22 protein-coding genes are annotated in these 21,433 nt (G+C 73.8%); 10 read left to right on the top strand and 12 right to left on the bottom strand.

Going from position 1 to position 21,433, the window contains the following annotated elements:
• Positions 1-48: 48 nt before the first annotated feature.
• Positions 49-1,011 (top strand): 4-(cytidine 5'-diphospho)-2-C-methyl-D-erythritol kinase, encoded by a 963-nt coding sequence (locus ACQEVB_RS04845; protein WP_432965577.1) that lies wholly within the window; start codon positions 49-51, stop codon positions 1,009-1,011.
• Positions 1,011-2,807, top strand: coding sequence for an ABC-F family ATP-binding cassette domain-containing protein (locus ACQEVB_RS04840; protein ID WP_432965574.1), 1,797 nt, complete (start codon positions 1,011-1,013; stop codon positions 2,805-2,807). Before ACQEVB_RS04845 ends, ACQEVB_RS04840 begins: the two co-directional genes overlap by 1 nt.
• On the opposite strand, the gene ACQEVB_RS04835 is transcribed toward ACQEVB_RS04840, so the two are convergent.
• The gene (locus tag ACQEVB_RS04835; RefSeq protein WP_432965571.1) at positions 2,804-3,358 is read right to left on the bottom strand and encodes a dihydrofolate reductase family protein; all 555 of its coding nucleotides are present in this window, start codon (positions 3,356-3,358) and stop codon (positions 2,804-2,806) included. The two genes, ACQEVB_RS04840 and ACQEVB_RS04835, sit on opposite strands and share 4 nt — an antisense overlap.
• 143 nt (positions 3,359-3,501) lie before the next feature.
• Here ACQEVB_RS04835 and ACQEVB_RS04830 point away from each other — a divergent pair, with 143 nt between their 5' ends.
• The 3 genes from ACQEVB_RS04830 (at position 3,502) to ACQEVB_RS04820 (ending at position 7,054) form a co-directional block, all read left to right on the top strand.
• Complete coding sequence (locus tag ACQEVB_RS04830; RefSeq protein WP_432965568.1) at positions 3,502-4,983, top strand: glycosyltransferase family 39 protein; 1,482 nt, start codon at positions 3,502-3,504, stop codon at positions 4,981-4,983.
• 296 nt (positions 4,984-5,279) lie between these two features.
• Positions 5,280-6,236 carry an ATP-binding cassette domain-containing protein gene (locus tag ACQEVB_RS04825; protein WP_432965565.1) on the top strand — a complete coding sequence of 319 codons (957 nt, stop codon included), beginning with the start codon at positions 5,280-5,282 and terminating at the stop codon, positions 6,234-6,236.
• 20 nt (positions 6,237-6,256) lie between these two features.
• Entirely contained in the window at positions 6,257-7,054 is a 798-nt protein-coding gene (locus ACQEVB_RS04820; RefSeq protein WP_432965562.1) for an ABC transporter permease, read from the top strand.
• Between the two features lie 4 nt (positions 7,055-7,058).
• On the opposite strand, the gene ACQEVB_RS04815 is transcribed toward ACQEVB_RS04820, so the two are convergent.
• Complete coding sequence (locus ACQEVB_RS04815; protein WP_432965559.1) at positions 7,059-7,985, bottom strand: SDR family oxidoreductase; 927 nt, start codon at positions 7,983-7,985, stop codon at positions 7,059-7,061.
• A gap of 96 nt (positions 7,986-8,081) precedes the next feature.
• Between ACQEVB_RS04815 and ACQEVB_RS04810 the strand changes: the two genes are divergently transcribed.
• Positions 8,082-8,759: a TetR/AcrR family transcriptional regulator gene (locus tag ACQEVB_RS04810; protein WP_432965556.1), complete on the top strand. Its 678-nt coding sequence runs from the start codon at positions 8,082-8,084 to the stop codon at positions 8,757-8,759.
• Here the strand turns inward: ACQEVB_RS04810 and ACQEVB_RS04805 are convergent.
• On the bottom strand, positions 8,752-11,841 hold the full coding sequence (locus ACQEVB_RS04805) for a BTAD domain-containing putative transcriptional regulator (protein WP_432965553.1): 3,090 nt from the start codon (positions 11,839-11,841) through the stop codon (positions 8,752-8,754). The genes ACQEVB_RS04810 and ACQEVB_RS04805 overlap by 8 nt on opposite strands.
• 31 nt (positions 11,842-11,872) lie before the next feature.
• On the bottom strand, positions 11,873-12,724 hold the full coding sequence (locus tag ACQEVB_RS04800) for an LLM class flavin-dependent oxidoreductase (protein ID WP_432965550.1): 852 nt from the start codon (positions 12,722-12,724) through the stop codon (positions 11,873-11,875).
• 32 nt (positions 12,725-12,756) lie between these two features.
• Here ACQEVB_RS04800 and ACQEVB_RS04795 point away from each other — a divergent pair, with 32 nt between their 5' ends.
• The gene (locus ACQEVB_RS04795; RefSeq protein WP_432980143.1) at positions 12,757-13,137 is read left to right on the top strand and encodes a MarR family winged helix-turn-helix transcriptional regulator; all 381 of its coding nucleotides are present in this window, start codon (positions 12,757-12,759) and stop codon (positions 13,135-13,137) included.
• Here the strand turns inward: ACQEVB_RS04795 and ACQEVB_RS04790 are convergent.
• Positions 13,134-13,718 carry a TetR/AcrR family transcriptional regulator gene (locus tag ACQEVB_RS04790; protein WP_432965547.1) on the bottom strand — a complete coding sequence of 195 codons (585 nt, stop codon included), beginning with the start codon at positions 13,716-13,718 and terminating at the stop codon, positions 13,134-13,136. The genes ACQEVB_RS04795 and ACQEVB_RS04790 overlap by 4 nt on opposite strands.
• Positions 13,719-13,775: 57 nt before the next feature.
• On the opposite strand from ACQEVB_RS04790, the gene ACQEVB_RS04785 reads away from it, so the two are divergent.
• A complete protein-coding gene (locus tag ACQEVB_RS04785; RefSeq protein WP_432965544.1) occupies positions 13,776-14,603 on the top strand; it encodes an alpha/beta fold hydrolase in 828 nt (275 codons plus the stop codon).
• Positions 14,604-14,681: 78 nt separating this feature from the next.
• Here ACQEVB_RS04785 and ACQEVB_RS04780 read toward each other — a convergent pair whose 3' ends face one another.
• A complete protein-coding gene (locus tag ACQEVB_RS04780; protein WP_432965541.1) occupies positions 14,682-16,019 on the bottom strand; it encodes a dipeptidase in 1,338 nt (445 codons plus the stop codon).
• A 42-nt stretch (positions 16,020-16,061) separates the two neighbouring features.
• Between ACQEVB_RS04780 and ACQEVB_RS04775 the strand changes: the two genes are divergently transcribed.
• Positions 16,062-17,729, top strand: coding sequence for a fatty acyl-AMP ligase (locus tag ACQEVB_RS04775; RefSeq protein ID WP_432965538.1), 1,668 nt, complete (start codon positions 16,062-16,064; stop codon positions 17,727-17,729).
• Positions 17,730-17,786: 57 nt separating this feature from the next.
• Here the strand turns inward: ACQEVB_RS04775 and ACQEVB_RS04770 are convergent, their stop codons facing one another.
• The 4 genes from ACQEVB_RS04770 to ACQEVB_RS04755 all read right to left on the bottom strand — a co-directional run bounded on the left by ACQEVB_RS04770 (position 17,787) and on the right by ACQEVB_RS04755 (position 19,643).
• A complete protein-coding gene (locus tag ACQEVB_RS04770) occupies positions 17,787-18,290 on the bottom strand; it encodes a DUF6069 family protein (RefSeq protein ID WP_432965535.1) in 504 nt (167 codons plus the stop codon).
• A gap of 65 nt (positions 18,291-18,355) precedes the next feature.
• The gene (locus ACQEVB_RS04765; protein ID WP_432965532.1) at positions 18,356-18,559 is read right to left on the bottom strand and encodes a DUF397 domain-containing protein; all 204 of its coding nucleotides are present in this window, start codon (positions 18,557-18,559) and stop codon (positions 18,356-18,358) included.
• Positions 18,560-18,575: 16 nt separating this feature from the next.
• Positions 18,576-18,779, bottom strand: coding sequence for a DUF397 domain-containing protein (locus ACQEVB_RS04760; protein WP_432965529.1), 204 nt, complete (start codon positions 18,777-18,779; stop codon positions 18,576-18,578).
• Between the two features lie 30 nt (positions 18,780-18,809).
• Complete coding sequence (locus ACQEVB_RS04755) at positions 18,810-19,643, bottom strand: helix-turn-helix domain-containing protein (protein WP_432965526.1); 834 nt, start codon at positions 19,641-19,643, stop codon at positions 18,810-18,812.
• A 109-nt stretch (positions 19,644-19,752) separates the two neighbouring features.
• Here ACQEVB_RS04755 and ACQEVB_RS04750 point away from each other — a divergent pair, with 109 nt between their 5' ends.
• Positions 19,753-19,956, top strand: a complete 204-nt coding sequence (locus tag ACQEVB_RS04750; protein ID WP_432965523.1) for a hypothetical protein — start codon at positions 19,753-19,755, stop codon at positions 19,954-19,956.
• A gap of 77 nt (positions 19,957-20,033) precedes the next feature.
• On the opposite strand, the gene pth is transcribed toward ACQEVB_RS04750, so the two are convergent.
• Complete coding sequence (gene pth / locus ACQEVB_RS04745) at positions 20,034-20,627, bottom strand: aminoacyl-tRNA hydrolase (RefSeq protein ID WP_432965520.1); 594 nt, start codon at positions 20,625-20,627, stop codon at positions 20,034-20,036.
• Positions 20,624-21,292 carry a 50S ribosomal protein L25/general stress protein Ctc gene (locus ACQEVB_RS04740; RefSeq protein ID WP_432965517.1) on the bottom strand — a complete coding sequence of 223 codons (669 nt, stop codon included), beginning with the start codon at positions 21,290-21,292 and terminating at the stop codon, positions 20,624-20,626. The genes pth and ACQEVB_RS04740 overlap by 4 nt, the downstream gene beginning before the upstream one ends.
• Positions 21,293-21,433 lie beyond the last annotated feature (141 nt).

The raw sequence follows: 21,433 nt of genomic DNA, 5'->3' as shown, positions 1-21,433 counted from the left end.
ACCGGGCCGTACCGACGGGCCGTCGGGGTGAGGCCGTAGGGTTGGTGGGTGCTCTCCGCCGTGCCTCTCCAGGTCACCGTGCGGGTCCCAGCGAAGATCAACCTGCATCTCGCCGTCGGCCCCGTGCGCGACGACGGCTACCACGACCTCGTCACGGTGTTCCACGCCGTCTCGCTCTTCGACGAGGTGACCGTCGCGGAGAGCGACGCCCCCGGCATCGAGGTGCACGGCGAGGGCGTCTCGGAGGTGCCGGCCGACGAGACGAACCTGGCGTGGCGCGCGGTGCAGGTGCTCGCCGAGCGCGCCGGGCGCGAACCGGACGTGCGGATGGTCCTGCGCAAGGGCATCCCGGTCGCGGGCGGGATGGCCGGCGGGAGCGCCGACGCGGCGGGTGCGCTGGTGGCGCTGTCCGCGCTGTGGAAGCTGGACCTTCCCCGCGACGAGCTGGCCGAGCTGGCCGCCGAGCTGGGCAGCGACGTCACGTTCGCGCTGTACGGCGGCACAGCACTCGGCACCGGCCGCGGCGAGCAGATCGTCCCGGTGCTCTCCCGGCACACCCAGCACTGGGTGGTCGCGCTGCACCGCGGCGGCCTGTCCACGCCCTCGGTGTACGCGGAGCTGGACCGGCTGCGCGGCTCCGCGGCGGCGAGCGAGCGGCCCGTCGAGCCGGTGCTGGAGGCCATCGCCGGTGGCGACCCTCGGCAGCTCGCGCTGTCGCTGGGCAACGACCTGCAGGCTGCGGCCGTCTCGATGATGCCCGACCTGCGCCGCACCCTGCGAGCCGGCGTCGACGCGGGAGCGCTGGCCGGCGTGGTGTCCGGATCCGGCCCCACCTGCGCGTTCCTCTGCTCCTCCGCCGATGCGGCCGTCGACGTCGCCGCCGAGCTGGCCGGCGCCGGCGTCTGCCGCACCGTGCGCGTGGCGCACGGCCCGGTGCCGGGCGCGCGGATCGTCGAGCAGCAGGAACCGCCGTCGCCACCGCCCACGAGCTGGCCGCCGGTGCGTGCCTGATGCCGCCGCGCGGGCAGAACCTGGTCAACCTCGAGAGCGTCACCGCGCACGTGCCCGGCGACGCCTCGCGGGTGCTGCTGGACGCCGTGTCCCTGGGTGTGGAGCGCGGCGACCGGATCGGCGTCGTCGGCCTGAACGGCGGCGGCAAGACCACCCTCCTCGACGTGCTGACCGGCGACCGCGCGCCCGACGGTGGCCGGGTGAGCCGGCTCGGCGGGCTGCACATGACCCACCTCGCGCAGGGCGACACGCTGCCGGCCGGCGCCACGGTCGGCGACGTCGTGCTGGCCGCCTGGCAAGGTGCCGCGACGCACGAGTGGGCGGCCGACCCGAAGGTCCGCGACGTGCTCGACGGGCTCGGCATCGCCGACCTGGCCCGTCCCGTGGAAGGCCTCTCCGGCGGCGAGAAGCGCCGGGTGTCGCTGGCCGCCGCGCTCGCCGGCGACCCCGATCTGGTGGTGCTCGACGAACCCACCAACCACCTCGACGTCGAGGGGATCGGCTGGCTGGCCCGGCACCTGCTGGGCCGCCGCTGCGCCGTCGTCGTGGTGACGCACGACCGGTGGTTCCTCGACGCGGTCTGCACCCGCACCTGGGAGGTCGCCGGCGGCCGCGTGGAGAGCTACCTCGGCGGTTACGCCGACTGGGTCTTCGCCCGTGCCGAGCGCGCCCGCCAGGCCGACGCCGCCGAGCAGCGCCGGCAGAACCTGGCCCGCAAGGAGCTGGCCTGGCTGCGCCGCGGCCCGCCCGCGCGCACGTCGAAGCCGCGGTACCGGATCGAGGCCGCCGAGGCCCTGATCGCGGACGTGCCACCGCCGCGCAACACCGTCGAGCTGCTCGGCTTCGCCACCAACCGGCTCGGGAAGACCGTGCTGGAGCTGGAGGACGCCACCGTCCGGATCGGTGACCGGGTGCTGCTCGACCGCGTCACGTGGCGGCTGGGGCCGGGCGACCGGATCGGGGTCGTCGGCGTCAACGGCTCGGGCAAGACGACGCTGCTGCGCTCGCTGACCGGGGAGCGGAAGCTCGACGGTGGTCGCCTGATCACGGGCACCACCGTGCAGCTCGCGCAGCTGTCGCAGGAGCTGGTGGACCTGCCGCGGGACCTGCGCGTGCTGGAGGCCACCGAGCAGGTCGCCAAGTACGTGCGCTTCGGGAAGCTGGAGCTCACGGCGTCGTCGGTGCTGGAACGGCTGGGCTTCCCGGCGTCGCGGCAGTGGACGCCGGTCGGCGAGCTGTCCGGCGGCGAGCGCCGCCGCCTGCAGCTCACGCGGCTGATGATGGCCGAGCCGAACGTGCTGCTCCTCGATGAGCCCACCAACGACCTCGACGTCGACACGCTCTCCCGCCTGGAGGACCTGCTCGACGGCTGGCCGGGCACGCTCGTCGTCGTCAGCCACGACCGGTACCTCACCGAGCGCGTGTGCGACACGGTCGTCGCGCTGCTGGGCGACGGCAAGATCACCCACCTGCCCGGCGGCATCGAGGAGTACCTGCGGATCCGGGAGGGCCAGGAGTCCGGGCCCGCCGGGCTGGCGGCGGCGAGCATGCCCGCCGCACCGCAGCGCACCACCAACGCCGCCGAGCAGCGAGCCGCCCGGAAGGAGGCCGCCCGCCTCGAACGCCGCATGGAGACGCTCACGGCGAAAGAGGCGCGGCTGCACGAGCAGCTCGCCGCCGCGGCCACCGACCCTGGCAAGCTCCTGGAGCTGGGCGCCCAGCTCAAGGAGGTCGTCGCGGAGCGGGAGGCCGTCGAGCTGGAGTGGCTGGAGGCCGCGGAGCTGGCCGAGAGCTAACGCTTCACCCCGTAGCGGATGTGGGTGGCCTCCGGGGTGTCCACCACCTGCAGGATCTCCAGCTCGATCTCGGCCGGCAGCTCCTCGAACAGCCGCCGCCCGCGGCCGAGCAGCACCGGGATCTGGTGCACGACGATCTCGTCGAGCACGCCGGCGGCGAGCGCGCTCTGCGCGACGGAGGCGCCGCGCACCTCCACCGTGCGGTCTCCGGCGGCGGCCTTCGCCTGCTCCATCGCCGTCACGACGTCGGTGACGTAGTGGACCTTCGGGTAGAAGTAGCGGGCCGCCGGGCCCGGCGGGCGGTGGCTGACCACGAAGATCGGGTTGCCGGCGTGGTCGCCGCCCCAGTGGTCCATCAGCTCGGCGGTGCGCCGGCCCGTCAGCACGGCGCCGCAGGCGTTCTCCGCGTCGACCAGTTCCTTGGCCGGCCCCGAGTCGGCGGTGGCGAACCAGTGGTGCAGGCGCTCGTCGTCGGCACCGCCGAGGAAGTCGTCGGGTGTGGCGATGTAGCCGTCGAGCGAGACGGACATCGAGAGCACGGACTTCGACATGATGACCTCCTGGGTTCGGGTGCTTCACCGACTCCACGAACGGGCAGTCCGCCGTTCGACATCGCGGCCGCACCGAGTTGTGGACCCCCCATCCACTGATCGGTTGACCCGCTTCCCCGGCCCCGGTTCCTAGCGTCATGGCCATGACGACGACCGCCCCCGCCCCGGCCGGTGTCCGGGACGTGCCCACGTTCGCCCGTGGACCGGTGCTCGGCCTCGCCGCGGCCGTCGGCGTGCTGCTAACCGCGGTGAGCGGGCGCTACGGATACTTCGGCGACGAGCTGTACTTCGTCGCCGCCGGCCACCACCTCGACTGGGGGTACGCCGACCAGCCGCCCCTGGTGCCGCTGCTCGCGCTGCTGGCCGACACCGTGGCACCGGGGTCGGTCGAGGTGCTGCGGATCCCGGCGACGCTCGCGACGATGCTCGGTCTCGTCCTCACCGCCCTGCTGGCCCGCGAGCTGGGCGGCACCCGGCGGGCCCAGCTGGTCGCCGCCGGCGCGTTCGCCCTCTCCCCGAACTTCCTCGCCACCGGGCACCTGCTCGCCACCTCCACGCTCGACCCGCTGATGTGGATCGCGGTGACGTACCTGCTGGTCCGCTGGACGCGGACGCGCGACGACCGGCTGCTGCTCGCCGCCGGCGCGGTGACGGCGATCGGGCTGCAGGTCAAGTTCCTGCTGGTCGCGTTCTGGGTGGTCGCGGTCGTCGCGGTCCTGGTCTTCGGCCCGCGGGAGATGCTGCGCCGGCCGGCGCTGTGGGGCGGCGGCGCGCTCGCCGTGCTCACGACGCTCCCGACGCTCGTCTGGCAGGCCCGCAACGGCTGGCCGCAGCTGGAGTTCACGAAGGCCGTCGCGGCGGAGAGCGGGTACGCCGGCGGGATGCTCGGCTTCCTACCGTTCGCGCTGCTGCTGGGCGGGCTGCTGATCGGCTCCGTCCTCGCGGTGCACGGGACGGTCGTGCTGCTGCGCGATCCGGCACTGCGCTGGCTCGGCGCCACCGTGCTCGGCGTCACCGCTCTCTTCCTGGTCACCGGCGGCCGCCCCTACTACATCGCCGGGCTGTTCCCGCTGCTCTGGGCGGCGTCGGCGGCCCGCATCCAGGAACGGCGGCTGGCGATCTGGTGGCGGTGGGTGCCCACCTGGCCCACGTACGTGCTGACCGGGCTGGTCGTGCTCGGCGTCATGAACGTGGTGCCGATCAAGCCGGCGACGATCCACTCCGACCAGCCGCTGGTGATCGGCGCCTTCCAGCGCGACGAGGTCGGCTGGCCCGACTTCGTCGCCGACGTGCGCGCCGCCGTGCCGGCGGGCGACGCCCGCGCCGTCGTCGTCGCCGACAGCTACTGGATGGTGTCGGCCCTGCAGCACTACGCCCCTGACCTGCCCAGCTACTCCTACTCGCGCGGCGCCGCCTGGTTCGGCGTGCCGCCCGAGGACAGCGACACGGTGGTGTTCGTCGGGGACCCGGCCGCGCTAGCCCCAGCGTTCCGCACGGTCACCCGCGTCGGCACGCTCTCCAACGACCTGCGCGTCAACAACCTCACCCAGGGCACGCCGATCTTCCTGCTGGAGGGCCGCACCGAGCCGTGGAGTCACCTGTGGACGGTCAACCGGCACCTCTGACGGAGGAGGATCCGACTTTCGACCGATCCCCTCGGCCGCCGAGATCACTAACCTCGGACGTGCGGTCGGGGTCGGGGGACCCACGGGGAGCCGCATCTGGGGAGCTGTCGGCCCGCCACCCCGCGACGGAGGTGGCGGGCCGAAGCTGTGCCGGGACAAATCGACGTCACACACCCACGGGCCCGTTCACACATGTTCGAACGTGTGTGAACGGGCCCAGCGGTGTGTGACGTGCTGATACGGGATGTCAGTGCGCTGGCAGGTCGGTGTCAGCGCCCCGCCGCAGGCTTCACCCCATGGACTCCGTCATCCAGGTCGAGGGCCTGGTCAAGAACTTCGGCGACACCCGCGCGCTCGCGGGCGTCGATCTCGTCGCCCGTCGCGGCACGGTGCTGGGCCTGCTCGGCCCCAACGGCTCGGGCAAGACGACGACCGTGCGCGTGCTCGCCACCCTCCTGCGTCCCGACGCCGGACGGGCGAGCGTGTTCGGCCACGACGTCGTCTCCGACCCGGACGCCGTGCGCCGTCGGATCGGCCTGACCGGCCAGTACGCCGCCGTCGACGAGGCGCTCACCGGCACCCACAACCTGATCCTGATCGCGCGGCTGCTGGACCTGTCGCGGGCCGAGGCCCGTGCGCGGGCCGACGAGCTGATCGAGCGGTTCGGCCTCACCGAGGCCGCGGGCCGGCGCGTGCGCACCTACTCCGGCGGCATGCGGCGCCGGCTCGACCTGGCCGCGAGCCTCATCGGCCGCCCCGACGTGCTGTTCCTCGACGAGCCGACGACCGGGCTGGACCCGCGGCACCGCAACGAGGTGCTCGACAGCGTGCGCGACCTCGCCGCCGACGGCACCACGGTGCTGCTCACCACGCAGTACCTCGAAGAAGCCGACCAGCTGGCCGACGACCTCGTCGTGCTCGACCGGGGCCGGGTCATCGCCCGCGGCACGCCGGCGTCGCTCAAGGCCGAGGTCGGTGGGCGCCAGCTGCAGGTGCGGCCCATGGACCGCGTGGACGTGCCGGCCGTCGTCACGATCGTCGGTGAGCTGGCCGGCCGCGCCCCGTCGATCTCCCCGTCCGGCGAGGTCGTGCTGGCCGGCGCCGGGCCGGAGCTGCTCAGCGCCGTCGCCGGCCGCCTGGAGAGCTCGCTCATCGCCGTCGCCGAGCTGGGCCTGCGCCTGCCCAGCCTGGACGACGTGTTCCTCACCCTGACCGGCCACACGGCCAACGACACCGAGGAGGTCGCGGCGTGACCGCCACCATCCCAGCTCCCATGACCGTGCCACCCGCGGCTCCGGAGCGGGCCCGCTCCGGGCCCTCCACCCTGCGCCACGGGCTGACGCTCGCCTGGCGCGGCGTGATCAAGACGATCAACTCGCCGGAAGCGCTGCTGGACGTGACCCTGCAGCCGGTGATCTTCCTGCTGCTGTTCGTCTACGTGTTCGGCGGCGCGATCTCCGGCGACACCACCACCTACCTGCAGTTCGCCCTGCCCGGTGTGCTCGTGCAGACCGTCGTGTTCGCCTCGGTCGGCACGGGTGTCGCGCTGGCCGAGGACCTGCACACCGGCATCTTCGACCGCTTCCGCAGCCTGCCGATCTCCCGCTCCGCCCCGCTGGTCGGCGCGATCGGCGCGGACCTGGTGCGCTACCTCACGTCCGGCGTGATCATGCTGGCACTGGGTCTGCTGCTGGGCTTCCGGTTCGGCACCGATCCGCTGTCGGTGGTCGCCGCCCTCGCTCTGGTGATGGCGTTCTCGTTCGCGCTGTGCTGGGTGTTCACCGCGCTCGCGCTGGTCGTCGGCCAGCCGCGCTCGGTGCAGGGCCTGTCGGTGCTGGTGATCCTGCCGCTGACCTTCGGCAGCAACGTGTTCGTGCCCGCCGAGACGATGCCGGGCTGGCTGCGCTGGTTCGTCGACGTCAACCCGGTCAGCGCCGTGACGAACGCGGTGCGCGGCCTGCTGACCGGCGGTCCGGTGCTCGGGCCGGCCACCACGGCCCTCGGCGCGGCGGCCGTCATCACGGCGGTCTTCGCCCCGCTCGCGGTGACGCTGTACCGCCGCCGGACCTGATGCGTCAGACCGACGCTGGCAGGCGGGTACCCGTCAGCTCCTCCGACACCGCCCACAGCCGGCGGGCGGCGTCGAGGTCGCGGGCCCGGCGCGGCACGGACGCCTCGCCCGCCGGCCCGACCATCTCGAGCATCCCGGTCGGGCCGTAGTAGGCGCCGGAGCGGGCCGCGGGATCGGTGGCGGCGAGGAGCAGCGGCTCGGCGCCCGTCTCCACCTCCTGCGACGGCAGGAACGGAATGCTGGTCACCCGGCTCATCCAGGTCGGACGACCGCTGCCGAGTGCGGCGCCGGCGGTCTGCAGGTTGGTCCTCGTGTAGCCGGGGTGGGCCGCGTTGCTCACGAGGTTCCAACCCCGCTCGCGCGCGATCCGGTCGAGGTGGCGGGCGGTGAGCAGGTTCGCCAGCTTGGACTGGGCGTACGTGCCGAGCGGGCGGTACCGGCGGCGCTCCCACTGCAGGTCGGCGAAGTCGATGCGGCCGAAGTTCGCCGCGGTGCTGCTCATCGTGACCACGCGCGGCGCGGGCGCAGCCAGCACCAGTGGCAGCAGCCGCTGGACGAGAGCGAAGTGGCCGAGGTGGTTGCTGCCGAACTGCAGCTCGAACCCGTCGGCGGTGGTCAGGCGCTCGGGCGGGGTCATCACGCCGGCGTTGGCGAGCAGCAGGTCGATCGGGCGGCCCTCGGCGACCAGCCCGTCGGCGAACGCTGCGACGGACGCCAGGTCGGCGAGGTCGATCCGGCGCACCTGCAGAGCGGCGTCCGGGTGGGCGGCGCGGATCTCGGCGGCCGCGGCCTCGCCCTTCTCCGGTGTACGGACGGCGAGGACGACCTCGGCGCCGGCCGCGGCGAGCCGACGGGCGGCCTCCTTGCCGGTGCCGCTGTTGGCTCCGGTGACGACGGCGAGCTTCCCGCGCTGGTTGGGGACGATGTACATGGCTGCTCCTGGAAGAGACCGACGGTCTGTTGCTGATTCGACGCTAGCGGACCGGCGGTCTTTTAACAAGGGACCGGTGGTCTGTAACATGGGCGGGTGACGTTCCAGCGGGCGCGCAGCGCCGACCAGCGCGCCCAACGAAGGGCGACGATCGTCGCGACGGCCGCCGAGATGCTCGCCGAGATGCCGGTCGCGGAGATCAGCCTGAACGAGCTCTCGCGCCGCGTAGGGCTCGCCAAGTCGAACGTGCTGCGTTACGTCGAGTCCCGCGAGGAGGTCCTGCTCGTCCTGCTCGCCGACGAGCTCGCCGGCTGGGTGGACGCCATCGAGGGCGAGCTCGCTGCGGCCGTCGACCCGGCTGCGCCCGTCGTGCAGCGGGCCGAGCAGTTCGCCGCCGCGCTCGCGGCGTCACTGCTCGCGCGACCGCGGATGTGCGAGCTGTCCAGCGCCTCCGCGGCGGTGCTCGAGCACAACATCTCCGTGTCGGCAGCGGTCGCGTTCAAGGACGCCATGGCGGTCCAGCTCGCGCGCGTGACCGCGATCGTCCACGCCCACCTGCCCGAGCTCACCTCCGACGACGTCGCCCTGTTCGTGCAGACGGCCGTGCTGACCGCGAACGCGCTGTGGGTGCACTCCACGCCCCCACCGGCCGTGGAGGCGGCCTACGCCGCTCGACCCGATCTCACCGCGATGCGCATCGACGTGCAGCAGGCGCTGCCCGAGATCCTGGCGGTGGTGCTCGCCGGCCTGCTTGCCCGGCGCGGGATCAGGTAGCCGGGCCGGCCGAGTCGGCGATCGCGCGCAGCACGGCCAGCCCGTCGGGGATGTCGAGCGCGCGGCCGGCGTCGATCGCGGCCTCCGTCTGCTCGCCGAGCGCGGCCACGACCGCCGTGTGCGTCGCTACGGTCTCCACGTCGCCGAGGTCGGGGGCGCCGCGGCGGCGGACGGACACGCCGATCGCGGTGGCGGCCGCCTGGGCGTCGCCGGTCGCCAGCGCGAGCCGGGCTGCCGCGCCCGCCACCAGAGCGGCGATCGGCCCGTCCGGCGCCGCCTCGACGCCGACGAGGGCGGCGCGCAGGGCGTCCGCAGCGCCAGGGAGATCGGCGACGGCGAGGGCGATGCCGAGCTCCGCGACGCCCATCAGTGCCTGCACCTGCGGTGCGACCGCCGGCGTGTCGAGCACCTGGGCGCGGACCTTCTCGATCGCGGCGCGGGCGGCGGGGATGTCGCCGGCCCTGCGCTCGGCCTCGGCGAGCAGTGCGATCTGGGCGCTGCGGCCGGTGATGTCGCCGCAGCTGCCGTACTCGGCCACGACGGCGCGGATCTGGTCGCGAGCGACGACGGGGTTGCCGCGGCGGGCCTCCAGCATCGCCCGGCGCACAGTGAACTGCGGCAGATCGTCGATGTTGCCCAGCTCGGTGGCGAGCGCGATGGCCTCCTCGTAGGTGCGGGCGGCCGCCTCGTGGTTGCCGGCGAGGTCCTCCAGCTCGGCCAGCGAGTGCAGCGTCATGCCCAGGCCGAAGCGCTCGCCGATCTCGCGGAAGGCGGTGTGGGCGCGCCGCAGCAGCTGGACCTGCTCGTCGAGCCGGCCCTCGTTCTCGGCGGTCTGCACCATCGCGAGCAGCGCCATCCCGCGCAGCCACGTGTCGTCCGTCTCCTCCACCAGGCGCCTCAGCGGCTCGGGGTCCTCGTCGGCGTAGTAGGCGTACGCGGGCCCGAGGAGGGCGATCATCGGGTGCCACGGTCGCGGCAGCTCCTCGACGATCCCGAGTGCGCGTTGGAACGTCTTCTTGGCGGACGTCAGATCGCTGCGGCCCATGTCGGAGAGACCGGCGAGCGTCAGGGTCAACGCCTGCGCCTCGGGCGGCGCCGGGCCGTCGAGCTGCGCTGCCGCGTCGACCCAGCGCGCGGCGTCGTCGATCATGCCGCGCACGATCCACCAGGTCCCCATGCCGGCGACGATCCGGTGCGCGGTCGCGGTGTCCGCCGCGGCGATCGCCCGGTCCAGTGCGACGACGATCTCGTCGGCCTCGGCCTGCAGCCGTTCGATCCAGGTGAGCTGGTCGCGGCCGCGCAGGTGCGGCTCGGCCGCCTCCACCAGCTCCACGACGTACGCGGCGTGCGCGGCGCGGGCCGCGGCCTCCTCGCCGGACTCGGCGAGCTTCTCCGCCGCGTAGACGCGGATCGTCTCCAGCATGCGGTAGCGCGTGGTGCCGTCGGGTTGCGGTACGGCCACCACCAGCGAACGGTCCACGAGCGAGGCGAGCAGCTCGAACACGTCCTCGGCGGCGACCCCGCCCGGCGCGGAGCACACCCGGTCGACGGCTGCGGCACCGGCACTGCCGGCGAAGGCGGCGAGCCGGCGAGCCACCGCGCGTTCCGGCTCGCCGAGCAGGTCCCAGCTCCAGTCCACCACCGCGCGCAGCGTCTGGTGGCGCGGCAGCGCGGTGCGGGCACCGCTGGTGAGCAGCCGGAACCGGTCGTCCAGGCGGGCCGCGATCTCGGCCGGGCTCAGGCTGCGGGTGCGGGCGGCGGCCAGCTCGATCGGCAGCGGCTGCCCGTCGAGGCGGCGGCAGATCTCCCGCACCGCCTTCTCGACGTCCGGGGTGAGCGCGAACGCGGGCGACGCCGCCGCGGCCCGGTCGGCGAAGAGCCGCACCGCGTCGTCGTCGGCGAGCGCGGAGACGGGATGGAGCACCTCGCCGGGCACGCCGAGCGGTTCCCGGCTCGTGGCCAGCACCCGCAGCCGCGGCGCCGCGGCCAGCAGCATCGCGACGAGCTGCGCCACCCCGTCGACGAGGTGCTCGCAGTTGTCCACGACGAGCAGCAGGTCCCGGCCGGCGAGCAGGGTGACGAGCCGCGACGTCAGGTCGGTGCCCGGATCGTCCTGGCCGCGCAGGGCGATCTCGGCGTTGCCGACGGCGGACAGCAGCGCGGCGGGCAACTGCTCCGGCGCACCGAGGGCGGCCAGCTCGGCGACCCGGCCACCGGACTCGGCGGCCAGCTGCACCGCCAGCCGGGTCTTCCCCGCGCCGCCGGGTCCGATCAGGGTCACCAGCCGCGTGCTGGGCAGCAGGGCGCGCAGCCGTTCGACGTCGCGCTCGCGCCCGACGAAGCTGGTCAACGGCAGCTGCGGCGGACGGACGGGCCCCGGCGGGCGCTCGTCGCGCAGGACGGCGAGGCGGGCCGCGGCCCACTCCGGGCCCGGGTCGACGCCGAGCTGCTCGACCAGGAGGTGCCGGGTCCGGTCGAGCACGGCGAGCGCGTCGGCCTGCCGGCCGGCGGCGTGCAGGCAGCGGGCGAGCAGCGCGGCCGTGGTCTCGCGCAGCGGCGCGGCGTCGAGCTGGGCGGTGAGGCGTTCGATCTCGCCGGCTCCGTCGCCGCGTTCGAGGGCGAGCGTCGCGGCGTGCTCCACGGCGCCGGCCCGCCGGTCGGTTAACCGGGCCGCGGCCGCCTCGGCGAAGGGCAGCTCGGCGATGTCGGCCAGCGCCGGACCGCGCCACAGCGCCAGCCCCTCCCGCACCTGGTCGAGCGAGCCGTTGCCGGTGAGCTGCACGAACCGCCCGACGTCGACGGCGTCCGGCGACAGCGCCAGCCGGTAGCCGCGCGCATCGGTCACCACGTGCTCGGCGCCGACCGCCCGGCGCAGCCGCGACACCAGCGCCTGCAGCGCGTTCGCCGCGTCCTCCGGTGGCGCGCCGCCCCACAGGTCGTCGACGAGCGTGCTGGACGGGACGGGTCGTCCGGCGTCGAGGGCGAGGCGCGCGAGCAGCCCGCGCAGCCGGAGCCCCCCGAGAGGCACCGCCCGCCCATCCCCGGTGGTCGCCTCGACGGCGCCCAGCAGCCCGATCCGCACGACAACAGTCTGCCTGGCCCCGGGGCGGCGTTCACTCCAGATCGCGCAGGCGCGGCAGCAGCTCCGCGACCTCGTGGGTCGCGCGCACCACGTCGTCCCCACCGGCGGGCATCAGCACCAGCTCACGGAACCCTGCCCGGCGGTAGTCCGCGGCGAGCCGGAGCGCCTCGTCCGGGTCGTGAGGCACGCGGAACTGGACGGCCCGGCCGATTTCCGCGGGGTCGCGCCCGATCGCTGCGCAGTGCTTGTCCAGCACCTCCGAGAGCCGGCGCAGCTCGGTGATCGGGGTGCCGGGGAGCGCGGCGTTGAGCCAGACGTCGGCGTGCTCGGCGACCACGCGCAGCCCGCGGCGCTCGCCGCTGCTGCCGAGCCACAGCGGCAGCTTCGCCTGCACCGGCTTCGGGTCGCTGGTCGCGCCGGTCAGCGTGTAGTGGCGGCCGCGGAAGTCCACGACCGGCTGCGTCCACAGGAGATCGAGGACGGTGAGGGCCTCGGCGAGCCGTTCCACGCGCTCGCCGGCCGGCGGGGTGGGGGTGCCCATCATCGCGTCGGTGTAGGCGTCGCCGCCGGCGCCGAGGCCGAGGTCGAGCCGGCCGCCGGAGAGGTGGTCGATCGTTGCCGCGATCTTGGCGAGCGTGCCGGGGTGGCGGTTGGTGTTGCCGGAGACCAGGCAGCCGATCCGCACGCGCCTGGTCGCCTGCGCCATTGCGGCCAGGAGCGTCCAGCCGTCGAAGACGTCGCCGGCGCGGACCGGGCCCATCGGTGCGAGGTGGTCGAAGACCCAGCAGCCGTCGAAGCCGGCGTCGTCCGCGATCGTCCAGACCTCGCGGAGCGCGGCGATGCCGACGAACTGCTGGGGTGGCTTGAGCCCGAAGGTGGCCATGGCAGTCCGCGGTCACCCGCCGCCTCGGCTACCTGCTCAAGCACGCCCAGTCGCGGCTCGCCGAGCTGGCCGAGCCGCACTACGCGGCACTGGGCGTCACGGGCCGGCAGGTCGCGCTGCTGACGCTGTTCGCCGACGGCCCGCCGCTGTCCCAGCAGGACGGGGCGGCACAGCTGGGGATCGACCGGACGACGATGGTCGCGCTGGTCGACGAGCTGGAGGAGCAGGGCCTGGTGCGCCGCGAGGTCGCCCCGGGCGACCGGCGCAAGCGGCTCGTCACCGAGCAGGGCGAGCGGGTGCTGCGGGAGGGCGCTCGGGTCACCGAGGAGGTCGAGGACCGGTTCCTCGAACCGCTGGCGGCCGACGACGCCCGGCGTCTGCGGGAGGCCTTGCACCTCCTCGTGGAGCGCTAAGCGCGCAGGTTGCCGACCAGCGCCACCAGCGCGGGCTCCACACGTAGCCGAGCGGCTGCGGGGTCGGGATCGTTCGCGATCATCAGCGCGGCCTCGCCGAGCGCTCCGAGCAGCAGGTGGGCGAGCGTGCGCACGTCCTGGCGCGGGATCAGCCCGGCGTCCATGGCGCCCGCCATGGTGGCCTCGAGCAGGCCGAGGCCGTGCCGCTGGTCGATCTCTCGCCAGGTCGCCCAGCCCAGCACGGTGGGCGCGTCGACGAGCGTGACGCGCGCGGTGCGCGGATCGGTGCAGCAGTCGAGGAAGGCGCCGATACCGCGGGGGATGAGCTCGGCGAAGTCGGTGATGCCGGCGACGGCGGCCGCGGTCCGCGCGACGATCTCCGCCTCCAGCTCCTCGTGGACTGCGCGGAAGAGCTCCTGCTTGTCGCGGAAGTGGTGGTAGAGGGCGCCGCGGGTGACGCCGGCCGCCGTGACGATCTCCTCCGTGCCGACGGCCGCGTAGCCGCGGGTCGTGAACAGGTCCCGCGCGACGCGCAGCAGCGCGCGGCGGGTCTCCTCGGCGCGGGCGTCCCTGGTCGACATACAGGCTGTATGTTAGCGTGGCCGTCACATACAGGTTGTATGTGAAAGGAGGACGTGATGCCGGTCGTCCAGCTCTCCCGAGGTCCTGTCCACTACACCGATGCCGGGTCCGGGCCGGTCGTCGTGCTGATCCACGGCCTGCTCGTGAACGGCACGCTGTGGGACGGCGTCGCGCCCCTGCTGGCGCGCGAGCACCGCGTGCTGGTGCCGGACCTCCCGCTCGGGTCGCACCGCGAGGCGATGCGCCCCGACGCCGACCTCTCGCCCGCGGGTCTCGCCGCGCACATCGCCGAGTTCCTCGATGCGCTCGACCTGCAGGACGTCACGCTCGTCGGCAACGACACCGGCGGCGCCCTCTGCCAGATCACCGCCGCCGACCACTCGAAGCGGCTGGCCCGGCTCGTGCTCACCAACTGCGACGCCTACGACAACTTCCTCCCGCCCGCCTTCCGGCCGGTGCAGCTGCTGCCGCGGATCCCGGGTGCGTTGTGGCTGACCGCGAAGCTGATCCACACCCGGGTGGCGAAGGCATCGTTCGACGTGCTGGTCACCGGCCGGATCCCGGCCGACCTCTACGCGGGTTGGACGGCCCACGCGAGCGATGCCGGGGTGCGCCACGACGTCGGCAAGGTGCTGCGCGGCATCACCGTCCGGGAGACGCAGCGCGCGATCGCCGCCCTGCGCAGGTCCGCGCCCGCGACGTTGCTGGTGTGGGGCGACGCGGACCCGTTCTTCAAGCCACCGTTCGCGCGTCGGCTCGCCGCCGACATCCCGGGCGCGCGGCTCGAGTGGGTGCCCGGCGCGCGCACGTTCGTGCCGATCGACCGGCCGGAGCGGGTGGCCGAGCTCGTCGCCGAACACGTGCGGACGGCCGCGCCGGCCTGAGCAGGTCACACATCGCTGGGCCCGTTCACACACGTTCGGACATGTGTGAACGGGCCCAGCCGTGTGTGACGTCGCTGGTTACCGGACGAGACCCTCCAGCAGCAGCGCCTCCGCCAGCACCGCACGCCCGAACATGCCCAGGTGCAGGCTCTCGTCGATGCCGTGCCAGCGGCTGGCCGGGTCCCCGACGCCGGTGACCAGCACGGCCGCGCCCGGGAAGGCGCGCGCGAACTCCGCGATGAACGGGATCGAGCCGCCGATGCCGTACTCGACGACATCGTTGCCGTAGGCGTCGGCGAACGCCGCGCGGGCGACGTCGAACGGCCCGCCGACCGTCGAGATCGTGAACGGCTCCGCCGTGCCGCTGCCCGGGGTGACGGTGACCTGCGCACCCCACGGCACGTTCTCCTCGAGGTGCCGGCTGAGCGCGAGCTGCGCCTTGGCCGCGTCGTCGCCAGGGGCGAGCCGCATGCTGACGAACGCGCGCGCCCGCGGGAGCAGCACGTTCGACGCGTCGGCGACGCGCGGGGCGTCGATGCCGAGGACGGCGACAGCGGGCTTGTGCGCCATCCGGCCTAGCACGGTGCCGTCACCCAGCAGCTTCACGCCGTCGAGCACGGCGGCGTCGGAGCGCAGCTGGGCCTCGGAGATGTCCGGCCCGTCGGCGGGTGCCTCGCCGTGCACCAGACCGGGGACGGCGACCTCGCCGGACTCGTCGTGCAGGGAGGCGAGGGTGTGGCACAGCGCGGTCAGCGCGTCGCCCAGCGGGCCGCCGAACACCCCGGAGTGCGCGGGGCGCTCCAGCATCGACACCTCGACGACCACGTCGACCAGCCCGCGCAGGCTCGTCGTCAGCGCGGGGACGTCCACCGACGGGTTGGACGAGTCGGCGATCACGATGACGTCGCAGGCCAGCGCCTCGCGGTGCTCGACGAGCAGCGTGGTGAGCGTGGGGGAGCCGGACTCCTCCTCGCCCTCGATGAACAGCGTGACCCCCACCGGCGGGCGGCCGTCGTAGGCGCGCAGCGTGGCGATGTGGGTCATGACGCCGGCCTTGTCGTCCGCGGCGCCGCGGCCGTAGAGGCGGCCGTCGCGCTCGGCGGGCTCGAACGGCGGGGTGGTCCACAGCTCGTCGCCACCCGTGGGCTGGACGTCGTGGTGGGCGTACAGCAGCACGGTCGGCTGGCCCTCGGGCGCCGGCCAGTGCGCGACGACCGCGGGCGCGCCGCCGCCGGCCGAGATCACCGAGACGTCGGCGGCGCCGGCCGCGCGGGCCAGCTCGGCGACTGCCTCTGCGCTGCGCCGGGTGTCGTCTGCGTGCGCCGGATCGGCCCAGATGCTGGGGATGCGCACCAGGCGTTCGAGGTCGGTGCGGGCGTCGTCGAGAACGGACGAAACGGCGTCGCGGAGGGCCATGGTCCGAGCCTACGACGCACCTCGACCCGTAGGCTCCTGACCATGTCCCGGTTCCTCGACATGCTGCTCGACGCGGCCGTCCGCACCGACCGTGGGATGACCACGGGCGAGCCCAAAGCGCCGGTGCGCCGCACGTGGGCCGAGGTGCACGAGACGGCGCTCGGCATGGCCGCCGCGCTGCAGGCCGGATCGGCCGACCGGCCCGGGCTGGTGCACGGGGCCGCCGTCGGCGTGCTCGCCGGGGAACCGGCCACCATCGCCCCCGCCGCGCAGGCCGTGTGGCTGACCGGCGGCAGCGTGACGATGCTGCACCAGCCCACCCCGCGCACCGACCTGGCGGCCTGGGCGGAGGACACGCTGGCGGTCCTCAAGATGATCGACGCGCAGCTGGTGCTGCTGGGCGCGCCCTTCGACGCGGTGGCGCCGGTGCTCGCCGAGCACGGCATCGCGTTCCGCACGCTCGACGAGCTGACCGGCGCCGGCACCATCACGCCCGACGCGTCCGTCGCCGGTGCGGACGACACGGCGCTGCTGCAGCTCACGAGCGGGTCGACGGCCGAGCCGAAGGCCGTGCGCATCACCCACGGCAACCTGCACGCCAACATCACGGCGATGATGGAGGCCGCGGAGCTCGACGTCGACAACGACCGCATGGTGTCGTGGCTGCCGCTCTTCCACGACATGGGCATGGTCGGGTTCCTGACCGTCCCGATGGTCACCGGCCTGGAGCTGATCACGGTCACGCCCGTCGACTTCCTCGGCCGGCCGCTGCTGTGGGCCGAGCTGATCTCGAAGTACGGCGGCACCGTCACCGCGGCGCCCAACTTCGCCTACGCCGTGCTGGCCCGCCAGCTCGCCCGCGCCGACGGCCCCCTGGACCTGTCCACCCTGCGCATCGCGCTCAACGGTGCCGAGCCGATCGATGCGACCGCGGTGGCGGCTTTCGTCGAGGCGGGGGCGCGGTTCGGGCTGCACCCCGAGGCCGTGCTGGCCGCGTACGGCATGGCCGAGACCGCGCTCGGGGTGGCGTTCGCGCCGGTGTTCACCGGTCTCGACGTCGACGAGATCGACGCCGAACAGCTCGAGGCGCACCGCCGCGCCGTGCCGGGAACCGGACGCACCTTCCCGAAGCTGGGGCCGCCGCTCCCGGGCATCGAGGTGCGGGTGGTCGCCGACGACGGCACAGTGCGCGGTGAGCGCGAGGTCGGCATCCTGCAGCTGCGCGGCCCGTCCGTCACGCCCGGCTACCTCACCGTGAACGGGCCCGTCGCCACGCAGGACGCCGAGGGCTGGCTCGACACCGGCGACGAGGGCTACCTCGTCGACGGGCAGGTCGTGGTGTGCGGCCGGCGCAAGGACGTGATCATCATGGGTGGGCGCAACATCTACCCCACCGACATCGAGCGGGCCGCCGCCGAGGCTGCGGACGTGCGCGCCGGCAACGCCGTCGCCGTCCGGCTCTCCGCCGGTGACGGGCGCCGGCGCGAGACGTTCGCCGTGGTCGTCGAGTCGCGGAAGGCGGGCGACGCCGACGCCGAGGCGGCGATCCGCAAGGACGTCACCGGCCGGGTGTTCTCCGCGGTCGGCGTGCGGCCCGCGGAGGTCGTGGTGCTCGGGCCGGGCAGCCTGCCGAAGACGCCGTCGGGCAAGCTGCGCCGCGCCGCCACGGCCGACCTGGTGGCAGCCCGCTCGACGTCACACAGCGAGTAGGGACGTCACACATGTTGCGGCATGTGTGAGGACCGCACTCGGTGTGTGACGTCGGAGTCAGTACCGGTCGTCGTAGGCCGGGCGGGGCGGGGGGCGGCGGGTCGCCGCCGCGGCGGCGCCCGTCACGAGGCTGCCGATCGCCAGCCCGATGACCAGGTGGATCACCGCCAGCGCCACCGACGCGAGGATCTGCCGGCTCGACAGGAACGGCCACACCACCGCGATCGCCGTCAACAGCCCGACGATCCAGCCCAGGTAGGCCAGCGGGCGCGGCGTGCCGAGCAGCAGCAGGTGCGCCAGCCCGGTGGCGATCAGCGCGGCGATCGCGGCCATCGAGCAGATCACGATGGCGCCGGAGTTGTCGAAGTCCGGGGCGTTGCGGGCACCCGGCACCGTCTGCAGCAGCACCCGCACCACCAGCACCCCGACCAGGCCGATCAGCGCCGCGACCACCGCCGTGGCCACACCGCCCGACCACAGCTTCGCCACGTTGATCTGCGGCGTTGCCGCGGGGCGCCCGCCGTCGCCGAGGCGCTTGGTCTGGTCGTCGTAACCGGCCATCCGCACATTGTCGGGGGTCACAGCGGCGCCGGCAGCGCGACCCCCCGAACACGTTCGGGGAGCGGTCAGGTCAGGTCGAACTCGCCCGCTCGGACGCCGGCCAGGAAGGCGGTCCACTCGGCTGCGGTGTAGCGGAGGGCGGGTTGGGTGCGGTCCTTCGTGTCGCGGATGGCCACCCCGCCGTCGGGGAGGCGGGCGAACTCGACGCAGCCGTTGCCGCCGTTGCCGCTGAAGGAACTCTTGCGCCAGTCGAGCGCAGTGTCGTCCACGGCAGCTCCCCTCGGCTCAAGTGAGGTCGAACTCGCCGGCCCGCACGCCGGCCAGGAAGGCGGTCCACTCGGCTGCGGTGTAGCGGAGGGCGGGTTGGGTGCGGTCTTTGGTGTCGCGGATGGCGACCCCGCCGTCGGGGAGGCGGGCGAACTCGACGCAGCCGCCCCCGTTGTTGCCGCTGAAGGTGCTCTTGCGCCAGTCGAGCGCACTGTCGTCCACGGCGGCTCCCGTTCGTCTCGCACGGCCCGGCTACCGCTCGACCAGTCGCTGAATCAGAGCCACCGAATCGGCCGGGGACAGTGCGTCGGACCGCAGCCGGTCGAACATCAGTTTAGCAGCCGCAGCGTTCCCTTTCCCCGTGTGCGTGGCACCCAGTGCGTGCTCGATGTACACCATGTCCGGCTCGCCCAACTCGCCGAAGCTCAGCACCATGAGGCCGGATCCCATCGCGGCCCGCGCTCCGGTGGCCATCGGCAGTACCTGCAAGGTCACCGCACGCAGGCCGGCCATATTGATCAGGTGCCGCAACTGGTCTTCGAGGACCGCGGTCCCGCCCACACGCCGGTAGAGGGCTGACTCGTCGACGATCGCGGTCAGTTCAAGCGGATGATCGGGGGAGGACAACCGTTCCTGCCGAATCATGCGGACCGAAACCGCGTTCGTGATCTCCGCGGCGGAGCGATTCGCGATCGAAGCCGCGAACAATGCCCGGCTGTAGTCGGCGGTCTGCAGCAATCCGGGGATGTAGTCGATCGTGTAGTCCAGGACGCTGGTGGCCTCGGTCTCGAACCCGACGTAGCTGTCGTCGCCCAGCCCGTAGGCCCGCCACCAGCCCCGTTGCCGCACCTGCCGGGTGAGGGTGACCAGCTCGTCCCAGATGGGCCCGCCGGCGCCGTAGAGGTCGAGCATGCTGCGGATGCTGTGCACGCTGGGCGCCTGTTGGCCGGTCTCGATGCGGGAGAGGGTGCTGGTGGACCAGTCCAGTGCCGGCGCGGCGGCCTCCAGGGTGAGCCCGGCTTCTTCGCGCAGTCGCCGCAGCCGTCGTCCGAGCATCCGCTTGCGGACGAGCGTCCCGTTGCGCACGTACCCCCCAGTGTCCGGCCGGTGGCACATGGTCACATCCGGGAGCGCGGTTCCGGGATCCCGGAAACGCGCGACCGTGCGTGCCGTCCCGTGTGGACCGTACTGCTGCATGGCAGCAGAGGTGGGCGGATCGCTCGACGAGGCAGTGGCGATCGTGGCGGGGTGGCCGGGGGTGGTGGAGCGGCTGCTGGCCGCGCACGTCGCCGGACCGGACGGGCGGTGCGCGGTGTGCGGGGGCAACGGCCGTCCGGCGCCGCTGTGGCCGTGCAGCGTGGCGGAGCTCGCCGGAGCCGCCCGCCGCCTGCGAGGTTGATCATGGGCAAAACGTTGCTGTTCAAGATCGGCAAGCAGCGTTTTGCCCATGATCAACGAGCAACCCCAGCCGAGACCTCAGCCCGACAGCGCGTGGAACTTGTTCTGCGCCGGCTCCAGCCCGTCGGCCAGCAGCGACTCGGTGGCGTCGGCGGCGAGGTCGACGGCGAAGTCCAGCTCCTTGGCCTCGACGGCGGAGAAGCGCTTGAGGACGAAGTCGGCGGGGTCCTGCCGGCCGGGCGGGCGTCCGATGCCGAATCGGACGCGCAGGTAGTCCTTCGACCCGACGGACGCGCTGATCGAGCGGAGCCCGTTGTGCCCGCCCTCGCCGCCGCCGCGCTTGAGTCGGATGACACCGAAGTCGATGTCCAGCTCGTCGTGCACGACGACGAGGTCGGCGAGCGGGACGGAGTAGTACTGGAGGAGCCCGGCGACCGGGCCGCCGGAGACGTTCATGTACGTGCGCGGCTTGGCGAGCACCACGCGGCGCTCACCGAGCCGGCCTTCGAGCACGTCGGCGTTGGCCTTGCGGTGCCGGCTGAACTTGCCGCCGCCGGCGCGGGCGGCGAGGAGCTCGACCACCCGGAAGCCGACGTTGTGACGGGTGCCCGCGTACTCCGGGCCGGGGTTGCCGAGCCCGACCACGAGTGCCGGGCCCGGCAGCGCGCTCACTCCTCGGAGGAGCCGGACTCGGCGGAGTCGGACGCCCCGGCGCCCTCCTCGGAGTCGGCCTGCGGGGCGTCCTCGACCACGCCGGCGCCCTCGGTGTCGAGCTCGGCCTCGAGGTCGGCCTCGGTCGGCGCGCCCACGACGTTGACGACGAGCTGCTCGGGGTCGCCCTTCAGCGTGGCGCCCGCGGGCAGGGGCAGCTGGCCGGCGAGGAACTGGGTGCCGGCCGTGGCGCCCTCGACGGAGACCTCGACGGACTCGGGGATCGACGAGACGTCGGCCTCGACGTCGAGCAGGTTGAGCTCCTGCGTGACGAGCGTGCCCGGCGCGGCGTCGCCCGTGACGACGACCTGGACCTGGACCTCGACCTTCTCGCCGCGCTTGATGACGAGCAGGTCGACGTGCTCGATGTACGGGCGGACCGGGTGCACCACGACGGTCTTGGTGAGCGCGAGCTGCGGCTTGCCGTCGATGTCGAGGGTGAGCACGGCGTTGCGGCCCTGCTCGCGCACGACGCGCGCGAACTCGATCGACGGCAGCGCGACGTGCTGCGGCTCGGTGCCGTGCCCGTACAGGACGGCGGGGATCTTGCCGGCACGGCGGGTGCGGCGGGCGGCGCCCTTGCCGAACTCCGTGCGGGTCTCGGCTGCGATGCGTGCCTCGGACACGGGGGAACTCCTCGGTCGACTCTCGGTGGTGTCTGCACACGCGACGAGGACCGGTGGAGCTGGCCTCACGTCGATCACGGCGGGCTGAAGTGCCGCCCGCCCTCGCCGCGGAACTGTCGACGAGTTTACGTGACGCCTCAC

Origin of the sequence: Pseudonocardia sp. CA-107938, assembly GCF_050936315.1 — a bacterium.
GTDB lineage: Bacteria > Actinomycetota > Actinomycetes > Mycobacteriales > Pseudonocardiaceae > Pseudonocardia.
Note: the sequence above shows the minus strand (reverse complement) of the source record. Positions and strands in the feature narration are given on the sequence as shown.

Excerpts from the sequence above, each read along its gene's own strand:
- ACQEVB_RS04770 (WP_432965535.1), bottom strand. The coding sequence starts at position 18,290 with ATGGCCGGTTACGACGACCAGACCAAGCGCCTCGGCGACGGCGGGCGC.
- ACQEVB_RS04775 (WP_432965538.1), top strand. The coding sequence starts at position 16,062 with ATGTCCCGGTTCCTCGACATGCTGCTCGACGCGGCCGTCCGCACCGAC.
- ACQEVB_RS04750 (WP_432965523.1), top strand. The coding sequence starts at position 19,753 with ATGGCAGCAGAGGTGGGCGGATCGCTCGACGAGGCAGTGGCGATCGTG.
- ACQEVB_RS04830 (WP_432965568.1), top strand. The coding sequence starts at position 3,502 with ATGACGACGACCGCCCCCGCCCCGGCCGGTGTCCGGGACGTGCCCACG.
- ACQEVB_RS04835 (WP_432965571.1), bottom strand. The coding sequence starts at position 3,358 with ATGTCGAAGTCCGTGCTCTCGATGTCCGTCTCGCTCGACGGCTACATC.
- ACQEVB_RS04780 (WP_432965541.1), bottom strand. The coding sequence starts at position 16,019 with ATGGCCCTCCGCGACGCCGTTTCGTCCGTTCTCGACGACGCCCGCACC.
- ACQEVB_RS04820 (WP_432965562.1), top strand. The coding sequence starts at position 6,257 with ATGACCGTGCCACCCGCGGCTCCGGAGCGGGCCCGCTCCGGGCCCTCC.
- ACQEVB_RS04815 (WP_432965559.1), bottom strand. The coding sequence starts at position 7,985 with ATGTACATCGTCCCCAACCAGCGCGGGAAGCTCGCCGTCGTCACCGGA.
- ACQEVB_RS04840 (WP_432965574.1), top strand. The coding sequence starts at position 1,011 with ATGCCGCCGCGCGGGCAGAACCTGGTCAACCTCGAGAGCGTCACCGCG.
- ACQEVB_RS04790 (WP_432965547.1), bottom strand. The coding sequence starts at position 13,718 with ATGTCGACCAGGGACGCCCGCGCCGAGGAGACCCGCCGCGCGCTGCTG.
- ACQEVB_RS04800 (WP_432965550.1), bottom strand. The coding sequence starts at position 12,724 with ATGGCCACCTTCGGGCTCAAGCCACCCCAGCAGTTCGTCGGCATCGCC.
- ACQEVB_RS04785 (WP_432965544.1), top strand. The coding sequence starts at position 13,776 with ATGCCGGTCGTCCAGCTCTCCCGAGGTCCTGTCCACTACACCGATGCC.
- ACQEVB_RS04825 (WP_432965565.1), top strand. The coding sequence starts at position 5,280 with ATGGACTCCGTCATCCAGGTCGAGGGCCTGGTCAAGAACTTCGGCGAC.